Origin of the sequence: Acinetobacter sp. YH16056_T, assembly GCF_024605895.1 — a bacterium.
In the GTDB taxonomy this organism is placed as follows: Bacteria; Pseudomonadota; Gammaproteobacteria; order Pseudomonadales; family Moraxellaceae; genus Acinetobacter; species Acinetobacter amyesii.
This window is the reverse complement of sequence record NZ_CP094545.1, coordinates 107,362-130,139: the sequence shown is the minus strand read 5'-3', so window position 1 is coordinate 130,139 and position 22,778 is coordinate 107,362. Positions and strand designations below refer to the sequence as shown.

The following is a 22,778-nucleotide window of genomic DNA, read 5'->3' as shown; positions in this document are numbered from 1 at the left end:
TGTAGGCTCAACTGAATCCATTTCACTTTTTATTTCAGGGAAGCGACTCTAGATTGGTCGTTTTCATACTGAGGTCACTCTTTTTTAGTTCGCATAACAGCATCGATTATTCATTTGACAAAAGCTTATGGCTCATCAAGGATAAAGCATAATGTCCAATAATATTGATGAGTATAATAATGAGCCATTCACATATTCAGTATCAGCCTGACATTTTGGGCGCAGGCTATGAACAAGCCACGCTGACCTTCCCGGATGATTATGAAGGCCCTGTGGTTGCCACACTGGTTCGCAAAAAAGCAGCGGCCCCCACCTCCAAAGCGGTGCTCTATATCCATGGCTTTATCGATTATTTTTTCCAAACCGAAATGGCGGAACGCTTTAATCAGCACGGTTTCGACTTTTATGCCTTGGATTTAAGAAAATATGGCCGCTCCATCCGCCCGCATCAAAAATACTATAATGTGCATGAACTATCTGAATACGATGCCGAAATAGATCAAGCCCTAACGATCATTGCAGATGAAGGTCACGATGCCTTACTGCTTTGTGGTCATTCAACGGGTGGATTAACCACCACCTTGTATGCGGCGCATCATCAAAATCATCCTTTAATTCAAGCCCTTTGGGTCAATAGCCCATTTTATGATTTCAACATGAATCCAGTGAAACGCGCACTGGGTATTCCACAGCTGAGTAAATTGGCAAAAACCTTTCCCAATTTAAAATTTCCAAGTGAACTGAATAAGTGGTACACCGCCAGCTTACACCGCGAACTCAAGGGTGAATGGGACTTCAATTTAGACTGGAAAAAGACCCGCTATCCAATGGTGTATTTAAGTTTCGTGCGGACAATTTATGAGGCTCAAAAAGAGATTCATCGAGGTATCAGCCTAGATGTACCGGTCTTGGTCATGCACTCGCATCAAACTAAAAATCCCAAAAAATGGGGTAAAGCAGCGCAGACCAGTGATGTGATTTTAGGTGTAAAAGACATCCAAAAATATGCCAAGAAAATTCAGGGCGATGTCACCATTCAAAGCATACACAATGGCTTGCATGATTTAGTGCTTTCGGAAAAAACCGCGCGTGAACAAGTCTATACCCAGCTCTTTCAATGGCTGGCCAATAAAGGTTTTTAACAGCCCGAATGACATTGCAACTTACTGTTTTAATTTCAACAAGGTCTGATGTACGGGATGCGATCTCGGCATCAGCTCAATCAGGCGTTCAACCGCATCGATAGCTTCAGGGAAACGCGCGACATGTTTGAGTAGAACATCCGTTTCCTTGGCATTAAAAATCGCTTGGCTTAATCGTGACTCAAGACAATCGCGCCATGCCCCTAAAAAAGGACTTTCGGTTTTGGCCAAGAAAACCCCTGAACATAGTTTCAACGCCGAATCGAGATAACCAGCATCTAAGGCTTGCTCGGCTTGCAAAAAATCGGCTTCGACTTGTGCCAATAGACGGTAAGGACGTGAGCCTAACATGCCGCCCAAAATATCGCGTAGCTGAGACATTTCTGCTTTTAAAGTCCCAACGCTCACCTTACGTTCACCATATAAGGCTTGATGCAAAGTATCTAAGGTCATGCCTTGCGGACATAGCGCCAAGATGGTCAAAATTTCAATTTGCCGTGGGGTCAGCACCATCACTTTGCCATTAAATAACACTTGCGGCACAGCAAAGGCCCGAATGTACAAATGCTGTTTTTGAAAATCAAGTAAAGCCGATTGAATAATCGAAGCGCAGCGTTCAGCCGCAAGTAGCCCTAAACTATTGTGGTTTTTCCACACGGTGGATAAATCAACCACACCTAAAATTTGCTGTGTGTGTGGATCGATAATCGGTGCTGCATAGCAGACCCATTCATGTACAGACGGCATATAATGTTCATTTGAAAACACACAACTCGACTGTTGGGTTTTTAGAGACAACGCTAAAGCATTGGTTCCGACCAATTCTTCGCGCCATTGCCCACCTGCAATAAAATGCACACTTTCCGCAGCACTTTGCATTTGCCGACTCGACGCACTCCAAATAATCGTGCTACCTATATCGCCCACTGCAAGCACCATCGACGACTGTTCGGCTATGTGTTTTAAATCTTCGGCACAATGTTGTAAGGCATGATGCAATGCCGACTGTTGTTGACTCTGGGGGTTCAAATTCACCAAAGGCGCAGCACTCCGATTTTCCGGAATTTCTGCCTGCGCCGATCGCTGCCAAGAACTCGCAATGCTCTCATTCAATTGCGAGGTTTGCTGCTTTGACAGACTCATGCCCTGCCTTAACCGTTCGACATTCTGTCGTTTTTCAGATAAATCCTTCTGTATCATCATTCATTATTCTCACAACAATTCATGACTAAAAATCCGTTTCCCGGCTTTTGTTTTTAAGACTGAAAAAAAATATTGTAAACCTTCTTGTCTCCAACCTTTTTCCAACCTTATACAGGCTATGCTAATCAAATAATGTACAAAAGTACCTTATACCAAAGCTGTAGATTGCCACAGATGGGCAGCCCAACAAGATCATAATAAACAAGCAAAGGAAAATTCATATGCGTTATGTCGATCCTAATCAACCCGGTTCAAAAGTTCAGTTTAAAGCTCAGTATGAAAACCTGATTGGTGGCCAATGGGTCGCGCCAGTGAAAGGTGAATACTTTGAAAATATCTCCCCTGTAGACGGTAAAGTTTTTACCAAAGTGCCACGTTCTTCTGCTGAAGATATCGAACTGGCTTTGGATGCAGCGCATAAAGCCAAAGCCCAATGGAACGCCTCTTCCCCAACGACACGCTCAAATATTTTATTAAAAATTGCCGATCGACTTGAAGAAAACCTAGAGCTCCTTGCAGTTGCAGAAACATGGGACAACGGTAAACCGATTCGTGAAACCTTAGCCGCTGATATTCCACTGTGTATTGATCATTTCCGTTATTTTGCAGGCTGTATCCGTGCCCAAGAAGGCGGTATTTCTGAAATTGATGAAAATACCATTGCTTACCATTTCCATGAACCACTTGGTGTGGTCGGTCAAATTATTCCGTGGAACTTCCCAATCTTGATGGCTGCATGGAAACTCGCACCTGCACTTGCCGCAGGTAACTGTATTGTATTGAAACCTGCAGAACAAACACCGGTGAGTATTTTAGTTTTAGCTGAACTCATTCAAGACCTACTCCCACCGGGCGTGCTGAATATTGTGAATGGTTATGGTGTTGAAGTCGGTCGTCCACTAGCGACCAACACACGCATCTCAAAAATCGCCTTCACAGGTTCAACCGCTGTCGGTCAAATGATCATGCAATATGCGACTGAAAATATCATTCCTGTGACATTGGAACTCGGTGGTAAATCACCGAACATTTTCTTTGAAGACATCATGGACAAAGACGATGAATTCTTAGATAAAACGCTCGAAGGTTTTGCCATGTTTGCGCTGAACCAAGGTGAAATCTGTACCTGTCCTTCACGTGCATTGGTACAAGAAAGCATTGCTGATCGATTCTTGGAAATGGCAGTAGAACGTGTGAAACGTATTAAGACGGGTCATCCACTCGATACAGATACCATGATTGGTGCACAGGCATCGCAAGAGCAGCAAGACAAAATTTTAGGCTGTATCGCTACAGGTAAAAATGAAGGTGCACAGCTCATTACTGGTGGTGACCCACGAAATGAAGTCGGTACAGGTTTCTATATTGAGCCAACGATTTTTAAAGGCACCAATGACATGAAGATTTTCCAAGAGGAAATCTTCGGCCCTGTGCTTTCAGTAGCAACCTTTAAAGACTTTGATGATGCCATTAAAATTGCCAATGACACGATTTATGGTCTAGGTGCAGGGGTTTGGTCGCGTTCAGCGCATACTTCATATCGTGCGGGTCGTGCTATTCAGGCAGGTCGTGTATGGACCAACTGTTATCATATCTACCCTGCACACGCAGCATTCGGTGGCTACAAAAAATCAGGGATCGGCCGTGAAAATCACAAAATGATGCTTGATCATTATCAACAAACCAAAAACCTCTTGGTGAGCTATGACACCAAGCCGATGGGCTTCTTCTAAGTCTTGATTTGAGTTAGATCATAAAAAAGCGAATCGAGGTTCGCTTTTTTCAATTTTTTTAAATGCTCCATACATGTATCACCAAGCGTTACTGTCCTTGTAAAGCATCCTCTACAAAATGTAAATGATCAACACCCCAATATAACTCATCATCGACAAACCAACTTGGCGCCCCAAACACACCACGTGCAATGGCTTCTTCGGTCACCACTTTAAGCTCAGACTTTACTTTTTCATCTTCAAGCCATGATTTAACCTGCGCTACCTCCAATCCAAGCTCCTGCATCAATTGAATTAATTCATTGAGATCATTTAAATTGCGTGGCTGACCAAACATCGCGTTAAAAATACCCGTCAGTACATTGAGAAATACTTCAGGCTGAAATAATTGGACTGCGGTAATCAAACGCATCAACTGCAAAGTATTGATCGGAAAATACGGATTCATCTGTACGGGTATCTGCCATAACTTTCCCCAACGTTGAAGATCAATCATGGAATAACGTGCCTTCGCAGGTACCGCCATTGGGCTAATATTGCCTGTAGCTTTAAACACTCCACCAAGAAGCATCGGCTTCCAGATCAGCTCGGCTTGATACTGTTGTGCAATCTGTTGAATGCGATGAAAACCGATATAACTATATGGGCTGCCGACATCAAAATAAAATTCAATGACTTTCATGTTTTTCGTCCTTTTTTTGCTTATTTTCCTAACTGATGTTACGCACGTAAAAGTAACATCGTATTTTTTAAATGATTTTTAAGCCGATTTGACGGAGTCTTACATCCAGGGTTTAAATAAAGGGATTAGCCTTCGGCTGGAGGTACTTTTGTTTCGGCAAAAGTACCCAAAACCATTGTCATCCGCAAAACTCGTTCACTAGCGTCTAATTATTCAAAGTATCGCAAAAACATTTTTGAATAGATGTAGTCCTGTCTCAAACACTTGCGGATGACCTTACCGCGTATCGTTCTTTCATTTGAATCAAATTACGCTTACCAGCGTTCCATCCACGGTCGCAGATCTAATTCATGCGTCCATGCATCTCGTGGTTGCTGTGAGAGATGCCAATAATTTTCTGCAATATGTACTGGATTTAAAATACCATCTTGCTCTTTTTTTGCGTACAAATCGGGAAAAGTATCTTTAATAAAGTCGGTATCAATCGCCCCATCAACCACCACATGCGCCACATGAATATTTCTAGGCCCAAGTTCACGCGCCATACTTTGTGCCAAGGCACGAAGCGCATGTTTTGCGCCAGCAAAAGCGGCAAAACCAGCGGCACCACGAACCCCTGCCGTCGCACCAGTAAAAATGATCGTGCCAGATTCACGGGTCACCATGCGTTTTGCCACTTCCCGACCAGTTAAAAATGCCGAGAAACATGCCATCTCCCATATTTTGAAATATTTACGTGCGGTTTCTTCCAAAATACTACAAGGGACGTTGGCACCAATATTAAAGACCATGACCTCAATCGGGCCAATGTTTGATTCGATATGCTCGATGAGTTCAATCACTTGCTCTTCTTTTCGAGCATCCGAACCAAAGCCAAAAGCAGTCCCTCCCTGTGTTTGAATTTCAGCAATTAAAGGCTCTAATTTGTCTGCATTTCGTCGTGTCATACAAGCAATATAACCCTCCTGGGCAAAACGTTTGGCTATTTCACCACCAGTTGCATCACCTGCACCAATCACTAAAGCGACTTTTGACGAAGTCCGATTGAGTTGTTGCATAGTCTCACTCCATTGCTGTTTTATTTTTATTCCATGCTCATTTTATTTAAGCGTCGGTTTTAAACCACACATTATTAAATAACGATCGTTACTATAACGAATACTATGTTATGGTTAATTTATCGTCAATCTTATTTTCAAGGGTGTTGCAGATGCGCTACAAACCCGAATACAAACAAAAAAAACGCCAAGAACTTTTAACCATCAGCGGACAAATTGCGAAAAAAGACGGCTTTGCCGCAACAGGTGTGGATGGTTTCATGAAAGCCGCCGGCGTCACCAGTGGCGCCTTTTACTCACATTTTTCGTCTAAACAAGAGCTACTTAAAGCCTTAATTGAACATGAGTTACAACACAGTTTTGATATGTGGCAAAACAATCCACATGATAATGCGCAAGATTGGATTGAATTTGAGCTTGACCGCTATTTAACCCCTGCACATGTTCAGCATCCCGAGCAAGGTTGTTCACTCCCCACGCTTGCGAGTGAAATAGCGCGTGCAGATCAGGACACCAAGTTGGTATATGAAACTGAATTACTGCGTGGTCACGCTTTATTTAGTCAGCATCTCGGTAGCGAAGAACTCGCTTGGGCCATGATCTGCCAACTTGCCGGTGCCATTTTAATTGCGCGTGCAGCCGCAGATCCACATTTGCAAAAAACTATTTTAAACGCCAATAAGATGATGATTCGGCAATATTTAGAGAGCCATGTGGCTGCATCAACGTGATTGATTTTTATGTGACAGTTCATGGAGTTAAAGACCGACAGTTTTCCGACAAACTGTTCATCTCTTTCATTTGAATTATTTAAAATCTGTATAAGCTTACCCATTTTTATGCTTTTCAATCGCTTAAAGATTGGGCATAAATGGCACAATTCAAATAAAGTCCTCTTTTCAAGGTTCTGAGGACTGTGTATAACAATGAGCCATTAAAGGAAAATGATAAGCATAGGCAAAGAACGCAAAAAAACGTTAGACTATGCAACAATCAATGCAAGTAAATGTCATTCGAGACAAACAAAAAGGTGAAGATTGATGCCGCTCAATACTGTTGAAGAGCTCGTAGCTGATATTCGTGCAGGAAAAATGGTCATCCTGATGGATGATGAAGATCGTGAAAATGAAGGCGACCTTGTCATCGCTGCGACCCACGTACGCCCTGAAGATATCAACTTCATGATTACGCATGCGCGTGGTCTTGTATGCTTAACGCTCAGCAAAGAGCGTTGCCAACAGTTAAATCTACCACTCATGGTAGATGCCAATGGTGCACAGCACGGTACCAACTTTACCTTGTCGATTGAAGCAGCAAATGGCATTTCAACAGGCATCTCACCTGCTGAACGTGCGCACACCATTCAAACTGCTGTAGCAGCACATGCAAAACCCGCTGATATTGTTCAGCCAGGCCATATTTTCCCGCTGATGGCGCAGCCTGGTGGTGTCCTTCACCGTGCCGGTCATACAGAAGCCGGTTGTGATTTGTCGCGTTTAGCAGGTCTTGAACCCGCATCTGTGATTTGTGAAATCATCAATGAAGACGGCACTATGGCGCGTCGCCCAGATCTTGAAGTCTTTGCTGAAAAGCATGGCTTAAAAATGGGCACGATTGCGGACTTAATTCACTACCGCATGACCAATGAGCAAACCGTTGAGCGCATTGATCAACAAACTTTAGATACTGAATACGGTACTTTTGAATTGTTCCGTTACCGTGAAATTGGTAACCCAGACATTCATTTGGCACTGGTTAAAGGCGAACCAAAACAAGGCATAACCACAGTCCGTGTACATGGTTTCAGCCCGGTTCGTGACTTATTAAAACTCAATAAACAAGATGGCGCTCCGGCGTGGAATCTCGATAAAGCACTCAAAGAAATCGCATCCAGCGATCGTGGTGTTTTAGTGTGGATTGGTCAGCGTCATTTACAGGACTTAGGCCCTGCTTTAGAAAATTTAACTGCACCGAAAAATGTTAAATCCAATGCAGCACTGTCACAGCAGTACCAAACCATTGGTGTCGGCGCACAAATTTTACGTGATTTAGGCGTGGAAAAAATGAAGCTTCTTAGCTCGCCATTACGCTTTAATGCATTATCAGGTTTTAACTTAGAAGTGGTGGAATACATCACCGCAAATCAAACATCAGAGAAATAATCGAGGTTGCTATGGCAGTTCGCCGTATTGAAGGTATGTTACATCTCGCGAACGAAGACCGTTATGCGATTTTAGTTGGTCGTTTTAATAGCTTTGTTGTTGAACATTTGCTAGAAGGTGCCGTTGATACATTGAAACGTCATGGCGTATCAGAGGATAATATCACTATTGTTCATGCACCGGGTGCTTGGGAACTTCCAGTGGTTGCAAAGAAACTTGCAGCTTCAGATCGTTTCGATGCCATCATCGCGCTTGGCGCAGTGATTCGTGGTAGCACGCCTCACTTCGATTTTGTTGCTGGCGAATGTGCCAAAGGTTTAGGCGTTGTTGGTCTAGATACTGGCTTACCAGTAATTAATGGTGTATTGACTACGGATAGTATTGAACAAGCGATTGAACGCTCAGGTACAAAAGCAGGCAATAAAGGTAGTGAAGCTGCCTTAACTGCTATTGAAATGGTTAACTTGTTAAAGGCTATTTAACGCTATGTCGCAAACACTTCAAGCAACTTATGCAGCAAAACGTAAAGCACGTCGCTTTGCTGTACAAGGAATTTATGAATGGCAAATGAGCCGCAATCCTGTGCATGAGATTGAAGCACGTACGCGTGTGGAAAATGCCATGCACAAGGTAGATCTCGGCTATTACCACGAGTTATTGACCGAGGTTGTTGCCAATCATGAAGCATTGGATGCGCTTTTAATCCCTGTACTCGATCGCGAAGTTGAAGCCTTAGATGGCGTTGAACTTGCAACCCTTCGTTTAGGCGCGTATGAACTCAAAGAACACCTTGAGATTCCTTACCGTGTCGTACTCGATGAAGCGATCGAGTTAGCTAAACATTTTGGCGGTGCAGACAGCCATAAGTACATCAATGGTGTATTGGATCGTTTAGCGACTACATTGCGTGCAGCAGAAAAGCAACAAGCTAATTAATTTTTTAAGTAGTACGTTGTATGGCTGAGTTCTCGATCATTGATACCTATTTTAATCGTCAGAATATTAATTCTGTCGATTTAGGGGTCGGTGATGACTCAGCCTTGCTCACCCCTCCTCCACAGCAACAATTGGTCATCTGTGCTGATACACTGGTTGCTGGACGTCACTTCCCTCTCGACACAAAACCACATGCCATCGGCTGGAAATCTGTTGCTGTCAACCTCTCTGACATTGCTGCAATGGGTGCCAAACCACACAGTATTTTATTGGCATTGAGCCTACCCCAAATTGATCATGACTGGCTCAAAGGCTTTAGTCAGGGTTTATATGATTGTTGCGATCAATTTGGTGTAAGTTTAATTGGTGGTGATACCACACAAAGTCCTCATCTGACGATTTCAGTTACAGCCCTCGGCTGGGTAGAATCAGGACAAGCTGTCCCACGTTCAGGTGCCCAAGTCGGTGATTATATCTGCGTCAGCGGACAAGTCGGTGATGCTGCATTTGGGTTAAACCATTTAGGTCATCGCTTACAACGCCGTTTAGATTATCCCACACCACGTTGCTTATTGGGCCAACAGCTCAAAGGCTTAGCCAACAGTATGATTGATGTCTCTGATGGGCTCGCACAAGATTTAGGACATATCCTCGCTGCTTCACACGTCGGTGCAGAAATTGAATTAGATCAACTTCCTATCGATCACGATGTAAAACAATTACAACAAGAAAAGCAGTGGCAATACGCCCTCGCGGGTGGAGATGACTATGAGTTATGCTTTACAATAAGTCCGCAGAATTATAAAAAGCTTCTGCAACTAGAATTAGATGTAAACATTAGTAAAATCGGTCAAATCACCCCAAATTTGGGAATCCGTTATAACAATCACGGTGTTGACCAAGTCATAAAATTTAAGGGATACCAGCATTTTGCATAAGCCAGCCATTAACTTTAAATCCATGTCTTGGTTTAACCGAGTCATCGCCTTTTGTGGCGTGGGATTTGGCTCGGGTCTTGCACCCAAAGCACCGGGTACCTTTGGCTCTGCTTTTGCTTTGTTGTTTATTCCAGGTTGGCTTGCAATCGGCTTTTTCAACTCCATTATAGTCATGATCCTCATGTCGATTATTGGGATCTATATTTGTGGTCAAACCGCCAAAGTCATGGGTGTCCATGACGATGGCCGCATCGTATGGGATGAATTTGCCGGTCAGTCCATTACCTTCCTCCCGATTTTATATCTTGGGCAAATGAGCTGGACTTGGGCATTGATTGGTTTTGCTTTATTCCGTTTATTTGATGTCTGGAAACCGTGGCCAATTCGTGTCATTGACCGTCAAGTCGGTGGTGGCTTTGGCATCATGTTCGACGACATCATTGCAGGTCTTTGGGCCGCGCTTTGCATCTGTATTTATTTTTATATTTTGTCTATGTAATAGAAACACCTAGGATTAAACATGTCTACTAGCGTTATTATTCTTGCTGCAGGTAAAGGGACACGTATGCGTTCTCGTTTACCCAAAGTATTACAACCACTCGCAGGACAACCCCTACTTGGCCATGTCATCAACACGGCGAAAAAACTAAATGCAGAAGAAATAATTACCATTTATGGGCATGGCGGTGAATTGGTTCAAAACGCGTTTGCACATGAAAATGTCAAATGGGTTGAACAAGCAGAACAATTAGGTACAGGCCATGCAGTCAAAGTGACTCTGCCTGTCCTAGCAAAAACTGGGATTTCTTTGATTCTCTCGGGTGATGTGCCTTGCATCACTGAAGCAACATTACAAAAACTATTAGATGCATCTGCTCAAACAGGTATTGGCTTAGTAACCCTAACGGTTAATGATGCGACAGGTTATGGTCGTATTGTACGTGAAAATGGCAAAATTCAAGCCATTGTTGAACACAAAGATGCCTCTGAAGAACAACGTAAAATCAAAGAATTTAATACCGGTATTTATGCAGTAAGCAATGCTAAATTGCACGAATGGTTACCAAAATTAAGCAATAATAACGCGCAAGGTGAATATTACCTGACCGATATCGTTGCCATGGCGATTGCAGACGGTCTCGAAGTGGCATCTGTTGAACCAGAACGCGCTTTCGAAGTGGAAGGTGTCAATGACCGTGTACAGTTAGCTGCACTTGAACGTGAATTTCAAGCATTCCAAGCTAAACAACTGATGCAACAAGGCGTTCACCTGATTGATCCTGCACGTTTCGACTTACGTGGTACATTGACTGTTGGTCAAGATGTCCGTATCGATATTAACGTGATTATTGAAGGTGATGTTGAACTTGGTGATAACGTTGAAATTGGTGCAGGTTGTATCATTAAAAACACCAAGATTGCGGCAGGCACTAAAGTTCAACCGTATAGCGTTTTTGACAGTGCCATTGTTGGTGAAGACGCTCAAATCGGTCCATTTGCACGTTTACGCCCTGGCGCAAAATTAGCTGCAGAAGTACATATTGGTAACTTTGTTGAAGTTAAAAATACCACTGTCGGGTTAGGCTCAAAAGCCAACCACTTTACCTATTTAGGTGATGCAGAAGTCGGTGCAGGTTCAAACATTGGCGCAGGCACCATTACCTGCAACTATGATGGCGCAAACAAATTTAAAACCATTATCGGTGACTCAGCCTTCATCGGCTCAAATAGCTCATTAGTCGCTCCTGTCACCATTGGTCATGGTGCAACAGTGGGTGCTGGCTCAACCATTACACGTGACGTGGCAGACAATAGCCTTGCGGTAGAACGTTCGAAGCAATTTGCCAAAGAAAACTATCAACGTCCACAAAAATTGAAGAAATAAGAGGATTAAATTATGTGCGGTATTGTCGGTGGCGTTGCAGAACGTAGTATTACCAATATTTTAATTGAAGGCTTAAAGCGTCTTGAATATCGTGGCTATGACTCTGCAGGTTTAGCGCTGATTAATAAAGGCCACGTTCTACGTGAACGTCGCGTAGGTAAAGTTGCAAATCTTGAACAAGCCGTTGAAGAAGCAGATATCGCAGGTTCGGTCGGTATTGCACATACGCGCTGGGCAACCCATGGTAAACCAACTGAAAATAATGCCCATCCGCATATTTCAGGCAATGTGGCTGTTGTTCATAACGGTATTATTGAAAACTATCAAGAGCTTAAAGATGATCTTGAAGCGCTTGGTTATGTTTTTACCTCACAAACCGATACAGAAGTTGTCGCGCATTTAGTCAATGACGCTTTAAAAACCACCCCAAGTCTTTTAGAAGCGGTTAAAAGTGTCGTGCCTCAACTCAAAGGTGCTTATGCACTGGGTATCGTACATACAGACCATCCTGATGAATTAATCACAGTACGTGAAGGTTCACCTCTTGTGATTGGTGTCGGTATTGGCGAGAACTTTATTAGCTCGGATCAATTGGCACTTTTACCGATTACCAACCGTTTTATCTACCTTGAAGAAGGTGATATTGCACGTTTGACACGTAATACCATTGAAGTATTCGTCGATGGTAAATTGGTGAATCGTCCAATCAAAGAGCTTGATGCGACTGTAAGCAATGCTTCAAAAGGTGAATATAAACACTATATGCTCAAAGAAATTTATGAGCAGCCTGAAGCGATTAAACAAACGATTTCACAAGCCTTAAATGGTAATGCGCTTCGTGATGATTTCTTAATCAATGCGACTGATGCTTTTACTAAAATTCAACAAGTGCAAATCATCGCATGTGGTACTAGCTACCATGCCGGCATGATTGCTAAATATTGGTTTGAACAACTGATTGATGTGCCTTGCCAAGTCGAAATTGCCAGTGAGTTCCGTTATCGCTCGCCTGTGATTGTGAATAACACACTGTATGTTTGTATTTCTCAATCAGGTGAAACAGCCGATACTTTAGCTGCACTGCGTGATACGCAAAAGCGTGCAGCAGCGAAAAGCTTGAATATCACCACCATGACCATTTGCAACGTGGCAACCTCGTCGATGGTACGTGAAACCAACTACAGTTTGTTGACACTCGCAGGCCCTGAAATTGGTGTTGCTTCGACCAAAGCCTTTACCACACAGCTTGCGGCACTGATGCTATTGGTATTGAAAATTGGTCAAATTAAGCAAAGCATTTCAACTGACCGTGTCTCTGAAATTATTGCCGCGCTTTGGCATACACCAAAAGTGATTTTAGATACTTTACAAAATAATGCTGAGATTCTACGTCTATCAGAATTATTTGTTGAAAAAAATCACTGCCTATTCTTGGGTCGTGGAACTGAGTTCCCTATCGCCCTTGAAGGTGCTTTGAAACTTAAAGAGATTTCATATATCCACGCAGAAGGTTATGCGGCTGGTGAACTCAAACATGGTCCATTGGCTTTAGTGGATAACGACATGCCTGTTGTGATTCTAGCACCGAAAGATGACATGCTGGATAAACTCAAATCAAATATGGAAGAAGTCCAAGCACGTGGCGGTGAGCTATTTGTCTTTGCCGATGAGAATAGCGGCATTAAAACTAAAGATCGCCAACATGTGGTTTATGTGCCGAGTGTGAACGAAATTTTAGCCCCTATTGTTTATAGTATTCCAGTTCAACTTTTGTCATACCATGTTGCGGTGTTGCGTGGTACTGATGTCGATCAGCCACGTAATTTGGCAAAATCCGTGACGGTGGAATAAGTTTCTGACAATAAGTCAGGTGATTTGTAATAGAGTAAAAATGTTTAATACTATGTAATAAAGTCCTTCACTCTAAAATAAAGTTCCATACTTTTTCTATACTTAAAATATATTTACATATTTTTCAGTATATTAAGAAACAAGTATGGAACTTTTTTTATTTTTAAATGAATCAAAAATTATTTTGTTGTTAGTAGTATGAAACTTTCTTTAATTAATATTAAAAATTTATTTATTAAAATCAATTATTTATAAATTGTATAGTATGAAACTATATTACCTTACAATATAAAACACTCAACTCTATCAATTCTTATCAAAATTCCCTCAAAACTTTATCCGAAGAGATAACTTTTTATACGGACTAGCTTTGTTGCCCAAAGATTTATAGGGCAGAGCTACCCTTAATTATTCAACTTTAAGATGCAGCTTAGGTATGAGGACAGATTAATTCTATAAATCTATTGAGTACTACTACATGTGCATACATCTCACTAGAGAAGCTCCTTACTGGCAATTTATCGTCTAATAATTTGATGCCATGTATAGTGGCTTCCACCAAACCTTCGAAGACGGCACTCAGACCAGAGACCCTCCTAGATGTCTGACTGTTTTTCTTTAATGCCTTACCATATCCAAATAAATGCAGCTGGATAAATTTGAGCTTAAATCCCTAAGAATATTTTTCATAGAAGTAATATTTTAAATTTAAACTGAGCTAAAGAAAGTTCAACTTTTAAGGTAAGATTATCATGATTTTTTTGATCGCTCATCGCAATATGCTTTTTTCTTCTACACAGCATTATGTACTCTAGGGCTGTCGCATCTCATCCGCAAAGTTTAATCAGACTTTGAACCAAACCTCCCCCCTACTTAAAAAGACTTAAAATAGAGCTTTGATCATTGAATAATTGTATCAGAGTAGATTTGATTCTTACTTTATTTTCCTTTTGGCTGATCATACCACCGATTCTAAGTATGAAACCGAATGGAAAGATTGTCTGGGCTAACCAAGGATCCATGATAGGAAGACCAATTGGTTGTGCGATAAATTTTAGGAAGAGACTTATTCATTTTGAGATTATATTACTCAATAAGCCTCCTATATGAGCTTTGTGTAACAAAGCCATACACAACTAACTTCTATGTCAAAAATATGAATAGATTATTTGTAAGTAAATATCTATCTAAAAAAATAATATATATTATTGATTTTAAAAAATTAAATAAATTTTAGATCAATAACATTCAATACATAAGAAGAAATAATCATTCATACAGAGTAAAAAAAATTAATATTTTAGAAATAAAGTAGGAAACCATATTGATCAAAATTAAATCAAATGATAATTTCTAAAAAAAAGAGATGAGTTCTAGAATGGTTTCAAAACAACAACAATTACGTTGGCTGCAAGAAGGACGTGGTCAAGGGCAATTAGATGCATACAAGCCTTTTTTGAATGTCAGAGATAATAAGTCGCTGACTGAAAGATCGAGTCGTGTATATGGTTATAAAACTCAAAGGACTCACCATTTATTTTCTGACTTAGAATTAGCACTATTTTTAGCACTAGAAAGAATTCAGGATATTGTAGATATACGGGAGCAAATTCCACTCGATCTTGAAACTACTGTTCAAATTGCTGAAGATCTAAAAATTCCACACCCCATTGAACAAAATGTCCATCAAATCATTACCTCAACATTTTTTATCGTCAATCATTCTCCTCTAAAACCCCCTTGCTTTGTTGTAAAAGCGCTTAAGTCAACACACCTTGAACTAAAAAGGACCATTGCTCAATTAGAACTCGAGAGACGTTATTGGGAGCAAAAAAACATACCTTGGTTTCTCTTTACAGAAAAAGATATTTCACCTACAGCTATAGATAATATTAAATGGCTCTACCCCTTGAATAAAGTCAATACTGATATCTATACCTTCTCAAAAATAGATTTCTACCAAACTTATTTTATTCAAAAACCAGAACTTACGCTGATAGAGCTATCCAAATATCTTGATACTCACTACTCAATGGAAGCGGGTGGCTCTCTTCTAGAAATTAGGGAACTGCTTGCTCAGCGCTATTTTCTTTTCGATATCACTAAAGGCTATAGAAAGATTCGTTGTCGTGACATTGAGATCGGAAACATTCAATATTTGGAGAAACTTCACAATGTTTCAGGTTAATAAGGTTTATCAATTAGATCATGTTTTATTTCGGATTTTAAAAATATACCCTCAGTATTTAGTGTGGATAGATATACAGTCTAATAAGGCGTTGCCTGAACTTTTTCCAATTTCTGAACTTGAACAACACGTTATCGCTAGTCAAGCACAACTAGCACATGACCCATTTTCAGATCTCAGTTTATTCTCTGTAGATACAGGATCTATTTACCAGATAAAACGTGATCATAACTTTGCGATAATCAAAAGAATTATTGAGCATGAACGATTTTATGATCCTAAAGAACGTGCTTATCTAATTGAACAACTTGTACAACAAAAAATCGCGACTAAACAAACGATTTATCGTCTATTACGATGCTATTGGCAACGTGGTATGACACCTAATGCGCTTATTCCTCAATACTATAATTCTGGTGGAAAAGGGATAAAAAAAACCGTCACAGAAAAGAAATTAGGTCGACCACGTATTATTTCTGTTGGGACAGGTGCATTAATTGATAAAAATGTGGAAAAATTATTTAAGAAAGTCATCAATCAATACTTACTCAATGACAAAAAAATTTCCATTAAATACGCTTACCGTAAATTTCTGATGCTTTATCAGGAGGAATATCCTGATATACCAAAGACTGAGTATCCTTCTTTTTGGCAATTTAAATATTTTTATGAAAGAGATTTTAGCCGCACTTTTAGGCTTAAAAAGCGTTCTCCTCAAATTCAATATTTGAAAGATAACAGACCTTTATTGTCTACAACAAATTCACAAGTTTCAGGGCCAGGTTCGCGATATCAAATTGACGCAACAATTGCAGATATATATCTCATTTCTGACTCTGATCGCTCATGCATTATTGGGCGGCCAACTGTCTATTTTATGATAGATGAATTTAGTCGTATGGTGACCGGTATATATGTTGGTCTCGAAAATCCATCATATGTTACGAGCATGCAAGTTCTACGTGTTGCCATGTGTGACAAAGTCAAATATTGTCAAAGTTTTGGCCGTGAAATACGTTCTGAGGATTGGCCTTGCATCGGTTTACCTGAAGCCATTTTAGCAGATCGTGGTGAACTACTCGGTCATCAAATTGAACACCTAGAAAAAAGTTTTGCTATCCGAATTGAAAATGCCCCTGCATATCGAGGTGATCTTAAAGGGATTATCGAGCGATATTTTCGTACCATACAGGCTGACTTTAAACCCTATGCACCAGGTGTTGTACAACCTATTAAAGAAAAGAAACGTGGGGGTAAAGATTATCGGCTAGATGCTACTCTGACTATACATGAGTTTACCAAGATTATACTTAATTCTGTGTTAATGCATAATCAGACGCATGAAATCAGATCTTATGATCGTGATATCGATATGCCGACAGATCTTCCAAATATTCCATTACATCTGTGGAATTGGGGGATCCAAAATAGGACTGGTAAATTAAGAACAGCTTCTGAACGTGCGATCTACATTGCTCTCCTCCCACGGACTGAAGCTACACTGTCGCATTTAGGCCTTAAAGTTTTTGGTGTTTACTATATTTGTAAAGAAATCTTAGAAAATGGTTGGATGCATCGCTCTACATCAATACAGCGCCCACAAAAATTAACCATAGCCTATGATCCGGCTAATGCTGAAAAAATATATGTGTTTTTTTCGCAGCCTAACTCTGAGTATTGGGAAGCACAATTAGCACAACGTTCAAGAGAATTTATAGGCTGTAGTTTTTGGGAAGTTTGGAAAGTTAAGAAGGAGCAAAAGTCTAGCCAGGCAAATTACCATACCTCATTACAAATTGCCCGTGCTGAATTAGAACGTTCAAATGAAGAAATCATTCAAAAAGCCCTTGAATCGACACGACAATCAACCCGAAGCAATGCTGATCGCCTTTCAACCATTAAAGAGAATCGTATAAAGGCACGCGACCAAGAAAGAGAAGTGCTCAAAGAATCAGTGCCTACCTGTAAATCAAATCAAGAACGACCAAGCAATATCGTTTCTTTTTCAAAAGGTAAAGCACACACAGATGACCAGGATCAATACGATCGACCTGCATTTTTTGATCAATTATTCGATGATGATTAAAGTGAGGAAAAAAGATGAAAGTCAACGCCATTTATCAACCGAGCTTTGGTCAATATAGAGGCAATCCACTTATAGAAGCATTGCCGCCAATACGTAATTTCAACGATATTAAAACAGCCTTGAAATGTACAGTAGATATTAGTCCGCTTGAGAAACATGAACCCGGAGTGGTTAGAAGTCATCTGATTTCTCAGCTCATGAATAGTTTTTTTCTGCCTATTTCAAGACACTATTCACTTGAGCAAAAGCTTGGCATTATGATTCGTGATGGATATGTCGCACGTAATCTTGAAAAAGGTGAATTAGCTACTCACCTGCAAAATGGTTACGAACGAATGATGACAGGGGATATCCATGCGTTTCGATTTAAAACAGCACAATCGACTGCCAAGAGTATGTCTTTTATTGGCTGCTCAGGGAGTGGAAAAACCACCACATTAAATCGAATTCTAGCAACATATCCTCAGGTCATTTTTCACGAAAAATATAACTTCACCCAAATTGTCTATCTTAAAATTGACTGTCCACACGATGGATCATTAAAAAGTTTATGCTTACATTTTTTCAGAGCTGTGGATTCTGCAATTGGCTCAGATTATGAAAGAAAATATGCTTTAAAAAGGCATGGTGTTGAAACGCTGATGCATCTAATGAGCCAAATTGCCAATCTTCACGCGATTGGCTTATTAATTATCGATGAAATTCAACATTTGAGCGTTAATAAATCTGGGGGAGAGAAAAAGATGCTTAATTTTTTCGTCACCCTCGTCAATATCATCAGCTTACCTGTTGTAATGGTCGGTACACCAAAAGCACGCCCTATATTTGATGCTGATTTCAGATCAGCTCGAAGAGCAATTGGATTTGGGGCAGTATTATGGGAGCCGATCAAAAATGAAAAAAATAGTGTTTCTCCTCACACTCAGCAAGTGATCAAGTCTGAATGGGTGGGGTTTACAGATACACTTTGGAAATATCAATGGCTGACTAAAGCAGATCTTTCTCTATCTGAAGATATACGGGAATGTTGGTATAAACTATCACAAGGTATACCAGATGTGGTGGTGAAACTGTTTGTATTGGCTCAGATCAGAGCGATCGAGACTGGGGTAGAACGTATTACGATCAGACTGCTAGAAACCACCTACATGCAAGATATGATCCCAATCCATGCCATGATTGAGGCATTACGCAGTGGGGATCCTCAAAGAATTGCACAGTACTCAGACTTAAGTATCCCCGAAGTCGACAAAAAATTACTGTACTTGCAGGAAAAGATTAGACAAGAACATGGCGAGAAAGATGATGTCGATATCTATGATGGAAACTCACAGGCGATTCGTCTGCATCGACTATTGGTTGAATTGGGGTATCAATCAGATCTACTCCCAAACATGATTAAAAGAGCATTTCAGTCTTATCCAAATACAGACATGCAAACTTTGTTGCCTGTGATTATGCAATGGCTCAAAGATGAAAATGACCTCGAAAAAGTCATGGAAAATGATCAGAAAAAAGCGCTCCAATCCCCTCGAAAACCTACCATCAAAGCTGCAGCATGGCATCAGTTAGATAATGCTGACTTACGTTTTCAATACAGTCAAAAAGACCCTCTTCTTTCATTTTATCAACACCTGAAAGATCACACAGGGTATGTAATTGATATTGAGCAATGGCTCAGGGAGAGTCATCAACATGTTTAATTTTCCCACGCCTTATCCTGATGAGTTGATCTACAGTACTGTAGCACGTGCTGGAATACGTTTGGCCCTCAGTAGCCCGAAACAACTCCTTGATGAAGTGTTTCAAAATCGTAAAGTTTCTGCAACGGTAGATCTGCCATGTCATCTTGAAAAAATTTTGCACTGGCTACCCCAAAGACTTTATGATTTAAATCATCTTATTGATAAACACACACTATTCCCAATATATGCTTGCTTTATTCCCGAAGAAAGACGCCAAAACTGCTTACATTTCATGCAAGGAGCATCGCATGGTGCTTTGCACTTAGCTGTAGGACTCAATGCATCAAAAGTTAATATTCCGGAATACTTACGCTACTGTCCTCGATGTTTCGAAGAACAATTACAAAGCTATGGCGAATGGTATTGGTCTAGACTGTGGCAAATTCCAGGTGTTAGTTGCTGTCCTCAACATGGGAAACTCCTCAATAGTAGCGTGCAATATAGACCCGTCCATAAGCATGAATTCAAAGCCGCTTGTTTAGAGAACTGTCCAACACATGCCCAAGAACCCGCCTCCCTAGATGAAATTTTGATTGCACAAAAAGCCATTGAACTTTGTTCACTTACAAACACCCCGTCTGCTAACTTAGCGCAATGGACACTTTTTTATAAAGACCTTGCCTTAAAACATAATATGGTCAAAGGCAAACATCACATAGTACATGAACTCATTTACCAAAAGATTATGCAACGTTGGCCGATGTCATTTCTAATACAGCATGGACTAGGTGATCTGTGTACGGAAAATAGCTGGCTTCATCATATGTTTAGAAAACATCGACGCAGTTTTTCTTACTTAGAACATTTCATCGTGATTGAAGCATTTTACGGTGGGAAGTCTTGGACTTTTCAAGAGATTCTCAAAGTGGTGAAAGCATATTCACCTACGCCAACAAGCTTCTGTGACAACACCGTAGGCGAAAAGTTACAACCCACAGTTATCCATACCCAACGTCATTTATGGTTAACTGCTTTAGCACAAACCTCTATTGTGAATGCAAGACGACAAAATACAGCCCTGTATGCTTGGTTATACCGTAATGATAAAAAATGGCTAGTAGAAACCAATGCTCAGAAACAGATGCCATTTATTCCATCTGGGAAAAAAGTCAATTGGAAACAACGTGATTGGGAAGGCGTCAAAACATTACTTCGCTTACACCAACAATTGCTGGAAAACCTTGACTCTCCTCGAAGAACAAGAACCTGGTGGATCAAACAATTAAAAAGCCCATCAACTATTGAAAAGAATTTAGATAACTTACCATTAATCGCAAAATTTCTAAGCAAATACCAAGAAGATGTCAGCTGCTATCAAATTCGGCGCTTATCACGTGAACTTCTGCTAAATAAACTCAAAAATGAGTCTATCCCCTTGTGGGTATTACTCAGAAAAGCTGGCTTAACAACAGACAGAATGACAAAAGAAACCCAAAACTTCCTCAACCAGGTCATACAATATGATCAGATTATTAAGGTGTAATAATGCTGAAAAATTTTCCTGAGAATGCCTTTATTCGTTCCATGGGGACTATTTATAGAGAACAAAAAAACAAAGCTTGGATGATCGAACTTCAGCTCAACGACCTGATGTCGAAAAAAAAATATCCTGTCGGGGTTAGATTCTCAAATATGCATTTACTTGCACGTCAAAGATGTTTAAAACCAACTCCAGAGTACAAATCGGCAGATCCACTCATTCTGACATATAAAATTGAACATCTCAGACGCTGGCACAATACATGCAACATCTACAGCCAACAAAATCAGTTGTCTCAGATCATGACTGATCTTGATCATCGCTATGAAAATACCTTAGTGCATTTACCCAAGCTTGAACTTGCCCGTGCCTTGTTTTTTCATAATGCATACTTTGCCCGTAATGTGTTCAATCCTGAATTTTTGGATGCAGAGTTTGCTGTCAAAAAAATAAACAAAGATCATTACATCATTCATGAATTGGTGTCAAAAAGTTTTCCTACTACGCTTTATAACTCTGTTGAAATACGCAGTGTTCTCGCTTGGATCCTAGTTAATCGTGAAATTAAAGCCTGCTATAAAAGTATTGCCGCCCACTTAATTTCACAAAAATATCAAGACAAATCAAGAGAGAAATGGAATTTCGACTTTAGCTGTCCGTCTTTAAGAAATACAGAAATTACGGTAAAAGCCTATTATTCAAAAGAATCAGATCAGATTTATATCAATGAAATTCTTGAAATTAAAAATATACAACCCAAACTTCCTAAGCTGGTTGAGTTTTCTAGCTCTCAATTTATCCAAAAACAAAACGAAACGACCAATACAACAAAGGGTAGCTATCGCATTGAAAAAACGCCAGAAGAACCGGCTATTGATGATCTACAGGAAGCAAGTTCAGATAAAGGTACGGTAATTATTAAATCTGAACCAGTACTGTTAAGTTTTCAGCAACCAATCCGTACTGCCAAACGCTATATAAAACTCAAGGGAATGAACAAGTCATATGGGGAAGAACGAGGTACCTTTGATGATCCAGATGTCGTTGCGACAGATGAACCATCAATATTAGGGACCCTTGGACAAGGTGAATTCATGGGCCTCGCAGATGATCTTCAATATCTAGAATATTACAGTGAAAGCCTTACTGCATTCAAAGAAATGATCATAGGCTTAAATGAGTCAAAGGTTATTGTATTAGACTCTGAAGATCCACATTACCATCGATTACCCAAAGTGGGTAAATCGCGGCTACACTATATTCATAAAGATCATCCCCGAACATTGCTTGAGTTCAGATTCAAATATCAAGACAGAGCTTCAAGTATTTTTGAAATTGATCTTGATGATCGTGCGAAGAGTATTTCTACTCTAATAATTCAATGGAATTCTGACACGCATCCTAGTCAAGAGGTCATCAAGAAACTTACACTAGAGATTGTGAGACTCTCTTTACGTTGGCCTGCTAAGGAAATACTTTCAGAATGGGGATTATTTAAAACTATTAATCATCCTAAAAAGTCACAGGCATCAATGACATATACTTCGGAAGAAATAGAGCTATGGCGGCTGAATATCATCAGACACCTATCTATCCTGGGGCATTCCACATTCAATTGATATTAAATAATACGATTAAAAATCATGCGGTAGATATATCATTTATTGATGGCATATACTGTAAACATTG

18 protein-coding genes are annotated in these 22,778 nt (G+C 40.3%); 15 read left to right on the top strand and 3 right to left on the bottom strand.

Annotated features, from left to right (window positions below; translation table 11 throughout):
• The first annotated feature begins 179 nt into the window (after positions 1–179).
• On the top strand, positions 180–1,142 hold the full coding sequence (locus MST17_RS00580; protein ID WP_180026161.1) for an alpha/beta hydrolase: 963 nt from the start codon (positions 180–182) through the stop codon (positions 1,140–1,142).
• 21 nt (positions 1,143–1,163) lie between these two features.
• On the opposite strand, the gene MST17_RS00575 is transcribed toward MST17_RS00580, so the two are convergent.
• Positions 1,164–2,345 (bottom strand): transcriptional regulator, encoded by a 1,182-nt coding sequence (locus tag MST17_RS00575; protein ID WP_180026162.1) that lies wholly within the window; start codon positions 2,343–2,345, stop codon positions 1,164–1,166.
• A gap of 221 nt (positions 2,346–2,566) precedes the next feature.
• On the opposite strand from MST17_RS00575, the gene MST17_RS00570 reads away from it, so the two are divergent.
• A complete protein-coding gene (locus tag MST17_RS00570) occupies positions 2,567–4,078 on the top strand; it encodes an aldehyde dehydrogenase family protein (RefSeq protein ID WP_180026163.1) in 1,512 nt (503 codons plus the stop codon).
• Between the two features lie 88 nt (positions 4,079–4,166).
• Here the strand turns inward: MST17_RS00570 and MST17_RS00565 are convergent, their stop codons facing one another.
• Positions 4,167–4,760: a 2-hydroxychromene-2-carboxylate isomerase gene (locus MST17_RS00565; protein ID WP_180026164.1), complete on the bottom strand. Its 594-nt coding sequence runs from the start codon at positions 4,758–4,760 to the stop codon at positions 4,167–4,169.
• Positions 4,761–5,074: 314 nt separating this feature from the next.
• A complete protein-coding gene (locus MST17_RS00560) occupies positions 5,075–5,818 on the bottom strand; it encodes an SDR family oxidoreductase (RefSeq protein WP_180026165.1) in 744 nt (247 codons plus the stop codon).
• 152 nt (positions 5,819–5,970) lie between these two features.
• Between MST17_RS00560 and MST17_RS00555 the strand changes: the two genes are divergently transcribed.
• From MST17_RS00555 to MST17_RS00490, 13 genes are all read left to right on the top strand, one after another.
• Positions 5,971–6,549 (top strand): TetR/AcrR family transcriptional regulator, encoded by a 579-nt coding sequence (locus MST17_RS00555; protein WP_180026166.1) that lies wholly within the window; start codon positions 5,971–5,973, stop codon positions 6,547–6,549.
• A gap of 309 nt (positions 6,550–6,858) precedes the next feature.
• Entirely contained in the window at positions 6,859–7,980 is a 1,122-nt protein-coding gene (ribBA, locus tag MST17_RS00550) for a bifunctional 3,4-dihydroxy-2-butanone-4-phosphate synthase/GTP cyclohydrolase II (RefSeq protein WP_180026167.1), read from the top strand.
• A gap of 11 nt (positions 7,981–7,991) precedes the next feature.
• Positions 7,992–8,462, top strand: a complete 471-nt coding sequence (gene ribE / locus MST17_RS00545) for a 6,7-dimethyl-8-ribityllumazine synthase (protein WP_111885509.1) — start codon at positions 7,992–7,994, stop codon at positions 8,460–8,462.
• Positions 8,463–8,466: 4 nt separating this feature from the next.
• Positions 8,467–8,916, top strand: coding sequence for a transcription antitermination factor NusB (nusB, locus tag MST17_RS00540; protein WP_067765594.1), 450 nt, complete (start codon positions 8,467–8,469; stop codon positions 8,914–8,916).
• 20 nt (positions 8,917–8,936) lie between these two features.
• Positions 8,937–9,854, top strand: a complete 918-nt coding sequence (thiL, locus tag MST17_RS00535; RefSeq protein ID WP_180026168.1) for a thiamine-phosphate kinase — start codon at positions 8,937–8,939, stop codon at positions 9,852–9,854.
• A gap of 22 nt (positions 9,855–9,876) precedes the next feature.
• Positions 9,877–10,353 carry a phosphatidylglycerophosphatase A gene (locus MST17_RS00530; RefSeq protein ID WP_180003656.1) on the top strand — a complete coding sequence of 159 codons (477 nt, stop codon included), beginning with the start codon at positions 9,877–9,879 and terminating at the stop codon, positions 10,351–10,353.
• A 21-nt stretch (positions 10,354–10,374) separates the two neighbouring features.
• Complete coding sequence (gene glmU, locus MST17_RS00525; protein WP_180003565.1) at positions 10,375–11,739, top strand: bifunctional UDP-N-acetylglucosamine diphosphorylase/glucosamine-1-phosphate N-acetyltransferase GlmU; 1,365 nt, start codon at positions 10,375–10,377, stop codon at positions 11,737–11,739.
• Positions 11,740–11,751: 12 nt separating this feature from the next.
• Positions 11,752–13,590, top strand: coding sequence for a glutamine--fructose-6-phosphate transaminase (isomerizing) (gene glmS, locus MST17_RS00520; protein WP_180026169.1), 1,839 nt, complete (start codon positions 11,752–11,754; stop codon positions 13,588–13,590).
• 1,378 nt (positions 13,591–14,968) lie between these two features.
• A complete protein-coding gene (locus MST17_RS00510; RefSeq protein WP_180026170.1) occupies positions 14,969–15,778 on the top strand; it encodes a TnsA endonuclease C-terminal domain-containing protein in 810 nt (269 codons plus the stop codon).
• The gene (locus MST17_RS00505) at positions 15,765–17,864 is read left to right on the top strand and encodes a Mu transposase C-terminal domain-containing protein (protein ID WP_180026171.1); all 2,100 of its coding nucleotides are present in this window, start codon (positions 15,765–15,767) and stop codon (positions 17,862–17,864) included. The genes MST17_RS00510 and MST17_RS00505 overlap by 14 nt, the downstream gene beginning before the upstream one ends.
• A gap of 14 nt (positions 17,865–17,878) precedes the next feature.
• Positions 17,879–19,567: an AAA family ATPase gene (locus MST17_RS00500; RefSeq protein WP_104504097.1), complete on the top strand. Its 1,689-nt coding sequence runs from the start codon at positions 17,879–17,881 to the stop codon at positions 19,565–19,567.
• Positions 19,560–21,092 (top strand): TnsD family Tn7-like transposition protein, encoded by a 1,533-nt coding sequence (locus MST17_RS00495; protein WP_180026172.1) that lies wholly within the window; start codon positions 19,560–19,562, stop codon positions 21,090–21,092. Before MST17_RS00500 ends, MST17_RS00495 begins: the two co-directional genes overlap by 8 nt.
• Positions 21,093–21,094: 2 nt before the next feature.
• Complete coding sequence (locus MST17_RS00490) at positions 21,095–22,708, top strand: Tn7-like element transposition protein TnsE (RefSeq protein WP_180026173.1); 1,614 nt, start codon at positions 21,095–21,097, stop codon at positions 22,706–22,708.
• Positions 22,709–22,778 lie beyond the last annotated feature (70 nt).